The 6,117-nt window shown below is 70.3% G+C and carries 7 protein-coding genes and 1 pseudogene; 5 read left to right on the forward strand and 3 right to left on the reverse strand.

All coding sequences use genetic code 11. The features are described 5' to 3' along the window. The first annotated feature begins 45 nt into the window (after positions 1-45). Positions 46-432, forward strand: coding sequence for a rhodanese-like domain-containing protein (locus HPY23_RS16495; protein ID WP_200601456.1), 387 nt, complete (start codon positions 46-48; stop codon positions 430-432). A 133-nt stretch (positions 433-565) separates the two neighbouring features. Here HPY23_RS16495 and HPY23_RS16500 read toward each other — a convergent pair whose 3' ends face one another. Together HPY23_RS16500 and HPY23_RS16505 are read right to left on the reverse strand one after the other, a co-directional pair. Beyond that, positions 566-1,261, reverse strand: coding sequence for a VIT1/CCC1 transporter family protein (locus HPY23_RS16500; protein WP_200601455.1), 696 nt, complete (start codon positions 1,259-1,261; stop codon positions 566-568). Positions 1,262-1,413: 152 nt separating this feature from the next. Continuing rightward, entirely contained in the window at positions 1,414-2,289 is an 876-nt protein-coding gene (locus tag HPY23_RS16505) for a Dps family protein (protein ID WP_200601454.1), read from the reverse strand. 254 nt (positions 2,290-2,543) lie between these two features. Here HPY23_RS16505 and HPY23_RS16510 point away from each other — a divergent pair, with 254 nt between their 5' ends. Continuing rightward, positions 2,544-2,819, forward strand: coding sequence for a hypothetical protein (locus HPY23_RS16510; RefSeq protein WP_200601453.1), 276 nt, complete (start codon positions 2,544-2,546; stop codon positions 2,817-2,819). 143 nt (positions 2,820-2,962) lie between these two features. On the opposite strand, the gene HPY23_RS16515 is transcribed toward HPY23_RS16510, so the two are convergent. Further along, on the reverse strand, positions 2,963-3,667 hold the full coding sequence (locus HPY23_RS16515) for a MauE/DoxX family redox-associated membrane protein (protein WP_236012449.1): 705 nt from the start codon (positions 3,665-3,667) through the stop codon (positions 2,963-2,965). A gap of 142 nt (positions 3,668-3,809) precedes the next feature. Here HPY23_RS16515 and tnpA point away from each other — a divergent pair, with 142 nt between their 5' ends. From tnpA to tnpC, 3 genes and pseudogenes are all read left to right on the forward strand, one after another. Continuing rightward, positions 3,810-4,193: an IS66-like element accessory protein TnpA gene (gene tnpA, locus HPY23_RS33605; protein WP_200601451.1), complete on the forward strand. Its 384-nt coding sequence runs from the start codon at positions 3,810-3,812 to the stop codon at positions 4,191-4,193. After that, entirely contained in the window at positions 4,190-4,546 is a 357-nt protein-coding gene (gene tnpB, locus HPY23_RS16525; RefSeq protein WP_200601450.1) for an IS66 family insertion sequence element accessory protein TnpB, read from the forward strand. The genes tnpA and tnpB overlap by 4 nt, the downstream gene beginning before the upstream one ends. Positions 4,547-4,613: 67 nt before the next feature. Beyond that, positions 4,614-6,117, forward strand: a pseudogene (gene tnpC, locus HPY23_RS16530) (IS66 family transposase); the annotation flags it as partial.

A 6,117-nucleotide genomic window follows, 5' to 3' on the forward strand; every position in this document is an offset into this window, starting at 1 on the left:
CGACGCCCTCGAGGGCGCGGCATGGAGCGAGCGATGGAGGCGAGCATGACGACGAAGAGCGCGAAGGACCTGGTGGCCGAGGCCAACCGCGAGGTGACGACCCTGTCGGCCGAGGAGGCGCTGGCCCGCCTCGCCCGGACGGAGACGGTGCTCGTCGACGTCCGCGAGAGCGAGGAACTGGCCAAGACCGGCCGGATCGCCGGTGCGGTCCACGTCCCGCGCGGCGTGCTGGAATTCCAGGCTGACCCGGCGAGCCCGACCCACAAGGTCGAGCTCGGGGGCGGCCGGAGCCTGATCCTCTACTGCGCCTCGGGCAACCGCTCGGCGCTCGCCGCCAAGGCGCTCCAGGAGATGGGGCTCGGTCCGGTCGCCCACGTCGCCGGGGGGTTCGCCGCGCTTGAGAAGGCCGGCGGGGTGGTGGAGCCGGCCTGACCGCCGCCGAAGCCCCGCCCGCGCCCTGCCTCCCGACGGGACGTCCCCGGCGTGCCGGTTCCGATGAGCGCAACCGAGATCGGACCGGTCCTTTGCTGGACGACACAGCCCGTCGACTGCGTGCCACGTCGCCTCACACGGCCTTGCCGACCAAGCTCCCGATGCCGGCGGTGACCGCCATGGCGAGGGCGCCCCAAAAGGCGACCCGCGCCATCGCCTTCGGCACCGCCGCTCCGCCGGCGCGCGCACCGAGGGCACCGAGGACGGCCAGGAAGACGAGCGAGGCGCCCGACACGGTGTAGACGGCGAGGTTCGCCGGCGAGACGACCGCCACGAGGAGCGGCAGCGCCGCCCCCGCCGAGAAGGTGGCGGCCGAGGTAAGGGCGGCCTGGACCGGCCGAGCCGTGGTGAAGTCCGAGATGCCGAGTTCGTCCCGGGCATGGGCCCCGAGGGCATCCTTGGCCATGAGCTGCTCGGCGACCTGCACGGCCAGCGCGTGGTCGAGCCCGCGGTCGACATAGATCCGTGCCAGTTCCTCCGTCTCGGCCGCGGGATCGTCGGCAAGTTCCCCGCGCTCGCGAGCGAGGTCGGCCTGTTCGGTATCGGCCTGGGAACTGACCGAGACGTACTCGCCCGCCGCCATCGACATCGCTCCGGCCACGAGCCCGGCACAGCCGGCGACCAGGACCTCGCCAGTCCCGGCCGCGGAGGCGGCGACGCCCACGATCAGGCTGGCGGTCGAGACGAGGCCGTCATTGGCCCCGAGCACGGCGGCGCGCAGCCAGCCGATACGGTCGATGAGGTGCCTCTCGGCGTGGACGGGGCGCATCGGGGTCGGGATCTCCGGGGGCAGGTGCGGGAAACCGCATCGCGCCGCGTGTCATGGTGCATCCGTGTCGCGGCAGCATGAAGCAGGGCCGCGGCCTCGGTTCGGCCGGCCCCCGGGAGCCGTGCCGCACGGGCAGGCTCCCGGGGTCGTCGTCACGGCTTGTTTTGCGCCGGGTTCTGGCTCTGACCTTGGCTTTGGCCCGTGCCCGGCTGTCCCTGGAGGTCGATGGGCTTGTTGTCGTTGAGGTCCCACCCGGTATTCGGATCGGTGCCGGTGCGCTGGAGCTGGGCGCGCATCTGCCACTGGTACTTGGCGATGCCGTGCTCGACTTCCTGGAGCAGGTTCGAGGTGGTCGGGTCGACCTTCTCGGTCGCCTTGATCGCGGCGTTCACCTCCTCCCCGACGCGCTTGTAGGCGTTGGTGAACCAGGCGAGGATCTGGGCGTCGTCGAGGAAGCCGCCCGGGATTTCCGGGACGCCCGACGTCCTCACGATGGTGTTGGCCCGCCCATCCGCCGAGGCGCCGACGGCGAGCAGCCGCTCGGCGATGGTGTCGGCATATTTCGACAGCCCCTCGTAATGCTCCTGCAGCAGGAGATGCAGCGGGTAGTACAGGGTACCGGACGCGTTCCAGTGCGCCTGCTTGGTCTGGAGCTGGAGCTGCTGCAGCTCGGTGAGCGTCTGCTGAAGGGCGGCGACGTCCTTCTTCATCCCGTCCTCGCCGGCGCCGAGGTCGATGACGGGTTGACGGCTGATCTCGTTCGTCGGGAAGGCGCCGGTCGGCTGACGGCTGCCGACCTGGGTCTGGGAGGACTGGCGGACGCCGTCGGTCCGCGCTCCCGAGGCCTGCGGGTCCGCCGCGGGGGCGGTCCGGTCGGCCTGGGCGACCTGAACGCGGGCGAGGATCTGGCTTGCCGAGGGGGATGTCCCCCTGGCCTGGGCGAGGGCGGCATCACGGGCCAGCGCGGGCGACAGGGCCGTCGAGACGAGCAGAAGTCCGAACGCAAGGGACGGGATCGAGCGGGTCATGGGGAACCTTGGGTGAGCATCATGCCGGATGAAGCAGGCCGAAGGTCCTGCCCGGTCGACAGGGACGAACGAGGCCCACCCGACGTTCCTGAATGACAGGGAATTTAAGGTTCGACGGCCCGCCACAGGGTCTTGCGGAGTTAGGCCATGGCACGAGCGCTGTGGGCGCCAATGGATCGATATCCGGACTTCGACCGTTACCGGGCCTTCGATCCGGGGCAGTCCCCGGACCCCTGCGCCGACGAGATTGATCCGTGACGGTTGCTTTCGACTACGAGGTGACGCTGGCGACGCCGGCCGGCCTGCGCGTCCTGACGGCTCAGGCCGAGCGCGAGGTCGCGCTGATGGCGGAGTCGGTGCTGCGCCGTCACGGGGGGAGTCCTCTCAGGATCGGGGTCACGATCGCCTGTCGGGATCCCGGGGCGCTCCGACGGATCGCGTCATATCTCAACGATGTCAGCTTGGAGCTCGATCGGGAGTGGCGCGGCACCACCCCTTCGTCGTATCGTGGGATGTTTCTCTTCCCCTGAGACAAGTACCGGGCGTCATCATCCGGAAATCGTGCTAGTCATGACGGCAGCGTTCCACTGCAGATCCGACACCTCCGGCCGACGAGGTTCTGGCGAGCATCGCTGCGGATGCGGGCTGTACAGCCTTATTGCTTGCGGGCGGCTCAGTGGTGCGCGAACAGCATCCAGACGGCCATGCCGACCATCATCAGGTTCTCGGTCAGCGACACGAAACCGAGCGGCACGCTCCCCGAGCCGCCGACGCAGGCGCATTTGATCTCGCGCTTGTCGACGTAGACCGCCTTGAATACCGAAACGGCGCCGACCGTGCCGATGACGAGCGCAACCGGGATCGACAGCCAGTTCAGGGCACCCGCGACCATCAGCACGCCGGCCAGGGCCTCGCAGAACGGGTAGGCGTAGGCGTAGCGCACCCAGCGGCGGGCGAGCAGATCGTAGCCCAGGAACATGGACGAGAAGATCTCGACGTCCTGCAACTTCAGGATGGCCAGCACGCACATGCTGAAGGCGATGAACCACTCGCCCGCCCGGGTCGTCAGCGGCGTCCCGTAGGCGGCGTAGCTCGCAGCCAGCGCCATGAGCGCGGTCATCGCGAATATGGCGACGACGGGTGTGTAGCTCGTCGCCTTCGGATCCTTCACGGCCTTGCCGAGGTGTCGCCGCAGGTCGTCGTAGCCGCCGATGCGTTGCCCGCCGATGAAGGTCTGCGGCGTGGTTTTCACGCCATGCTCGGCCTTGAAGGCGTCGGTCTCCTCGCGCGTGGTCAGCCAATGGTCGTCGACCTGGAAGCCCTCGCGTTCGAGCAGGTCCTTGGTCTTCAGCCCGTACGGGCAGACATGCTTCTCCATGACCATCCGGTAGACGGTAAGCGTTCTTCCGAGCCCACCTACCGTCGTGCGTGGTGAGGCGTGATGCTGATGTCCGTGGTTTGATCGCGGGGATCGGCTTGTGTCTGGACTTGAGCATAGATGTGAGCCGCGCCGCCTGGAGGTGATCACGGGCGGCAGCGGGCGGCGGGTTTGGTCGGCGGATGCCAAGGCAGCGATCCTCGAGGAGACCCTCGTGCCGGGGGCCGTCGTCTCGGCCATAGCGCGCCGCCACGGGGTGACGCCCCAACAGGTGTTCGGTTGGCGCCGGGAGGCGCGCCGCGCCCTCGAAGCGGCGCAGGATCCCACGCCGATGACCTTCGTGCCGGCGACGACGCCAGCTGCGTCTGCTCTCCCGTCGGTGCCGTCACCGATGCGGTCGCCCGAGCGAGCGGCGGACGGCGCCGGGATCGAACTCGAGATCGGTGGCGCGGTCGTCCGCATCGGCGCTCACGCCAGCGAGGCTCAGATCAGGGCGGTGATCCGGGCTCTGAGGCCGCGGCCGTGATCGGGCCCAGCGGTGCCGTGAGGGTGATGGTGGCCACCCGACCGGTCGACTTCCGCAAAGGCGTCGACGGGCTGGCCGCCCTGGTGCGTGACGCCATCGGCGCCGATCCGTTCTCGGGCAGCATCTACGTGTTCCGCTCCAAGCGCGCCGACAGGATCAAGCTGGTGTTCTGGGATGGGACCGGCCTGGTTCTGGTGGCCAAGCGGCTCGAGAGCGGCGCCTTCCACTGGCCGGCGCCCCGCGACAGCGCCGTGCACCTGACCGCCGCCCAGCTCTCGGCCCTGCTCGAGGGGCTGGACTGGCGACGCGTGCACGGCCTGCGCCCCGTCGTGACCCCCGCTGTTCCGAGCTGAGCGGCGGAGTGCGCAGGACGCCTCAAGGCCATCGCAAGTAGCTGAGAACTATGCTCTAATCTTGTTCGTGGCTGCTCCCGCTTCCCCTCCGCCGGACGATCCCGAGACGCTCAAGGCGCTGCTGGCCGAGGAGCGGGCTGAGAACGAGCGGCTGCGCCAGATCATCCAGGCGATGCAACGCCACCGCTTCGGGCGGCGAGCCGAGAGCCTGCCGGAGGACCAGCTGCTGCTGGGGCTGGAGGAGGCCGAGCAGGGCGAGGCCGCCACGCTGGCGGCAGCCGACAGCGAGCCGGCCAGCCGGGCGACGCGGGTCGCCGAGCGGCGGCGCAATCGGGGAACTCTGCCTGCTCACCTGCCGCGCATCGAGCGCGTCGTCGATCCCGCCAGCCTGGTCTGCCCGTGCTGTGCCGGGACCTTGCACCGGATCGGCGAGGACGTCTCCGAGCGCCTCGACGTGGTGCCGGCGCAGGTCCGGGTCCTGGTGATCCGCCGGCCGCGCTACGCCTGCCGGGCCTGCGAGGAGGCGGTCGTGCAAGCGCCCGCACCCGCCCGCCTGATCGAGGGCGGCCTGCCCACCGACGCGCTGGTGGCGCAGGTGCTGGTCTCCAAATACGCGGACCACCTGCCGCTCTACCGACAGGCGCAGATCTTCGCACGCCAGGGCGTCCTTCTCGACCGCTCGACCCTGGCCGACTGGGTCGGGCGCGCTGCCTTCGCGCTGCGTCCCGTGCACGAACGCCTGCTCACGATGCTACAAGCCAGCGGCAAGCTATTTGCCGACGAGACGACCGCGCCGGTGCTCGATCCCGGGCGCGGTCGCACCAAGACGGGGCAGCTGTGGGCCTATGCGCGGGACGACCGGCCCTGGGGCGGACGCGATCCGCCGGGCGTGGCCTACGTCTACGCCCCGGACCGTACGGCCGAGCGGCCTCTTCGTCACCTGAGCGGCTTTGTGGGCGTGCTGCAGGTCGACGGCTATGGCGGCTACAAGGCCCTGGCGGATCGCGGCGGGATCCAGCTGGCGTTCTGCTGGGCGCACGTGCGTCGGCGCTTCTATGAACTGGCGCAGGGCGGGCCGGCGCCGATCGCCACGCAGGCGCTGGAGCGGATCGCGCGCCTGTACCGGACCGAAGCGGAGATCCGCGGCCGCTCGGCCGAGGAGCGGCGGGCGCAGCGCCAGGAGCACAGCCGTCCGGTGATCGCCGCGCTGGAGCCCTGGCTGCGCGAGATGCTCGGGCAGGTGAGCCAGAAGAGCCGGCTGGCCGAGGCGATCCGCTACGCGCTGTCGCGCTGGGCGGGGCTGTGCGTGTTCCTGGAGGATGGCCGGGTCGAGCTCGACTCGAACGTGGTCGAGCGGGCGATCCGGCCGCTGGCGCTGACGCNNNNACGCGTTGTTTGCTGGTTCGGACGGCGGCGGGCAGCACTGGGCGGTGATCGCCTCGCTGGTCGAGACGTGCAAGCTGAACGGCGTGGAGCCGCATGCCTACCTGAGCGACGTGCTCACCCGCATCGCCGAGGGCCATCCCAACCGCCGCCTCGACGAGTTGCTGCCCTGGGCCTACGCCAGCGCG

The organism is Methylobacterium ajmalii, assembly GCF_016613415.1.
In the GTDB taxonomy this organism is placed as follows: domain Bacteria; phylum Pseudomonadota; class Alphaproteobacteria; order Rhizobiales; family Beijerinckiaceae; genus Methylobacterium; species Methylobacterium ajmalii.